This window comes from Alcanivorax sp. HI0083 (assembly GCF_001635175.1).
In genome coordinates, this window is sequence record NZ_LWFX01000555.1 from 1 (window position 1) to 335 (window position 335).

The following is a 335-nucleotide window of genomic DNA, read 5'->3' on the forward strand; positions in this document are numbered from 1 at the left end:
CACTGCTATATCGCTGGCCACCTGTTCGCTGGCAAGACGAAAGCGCATGGTCATGCCAGGCATACCGAGCGTCTTAAAAGGACCGTGTTTAAGCTTGACCTTGCCGTCGGATAGCCCCTCGATAACCCCCTCGGCGTAATGCAACGAATTCACTTGGGTGTCTTTTTGTTCCGCCACCTGCTTTTCTAGGCGCTCCACAATCAACCCTTTGTCTGTATCACGAATGCCAATGCGCACGCGATCACCTACCGATATCCCTTTGCCTACTTGTTCATTCGCCAGGTTAAAACGCATGGTCATGGCAGGCATGGACAAGCTCTTGAAAGGGCCATGGT

1 protein-coding gene is annotated in these 335 nt (G+C 52.5%); it reads right to left on the reverse strand.

The features are described from left to right. Nucleotides 1–335 (reverse strand): copper-binding protein (locus A3754_RS05650; RefSeq protein ID WP_197468487.1); only part of this gene is annotated, 335 nt, incomplete at both ends.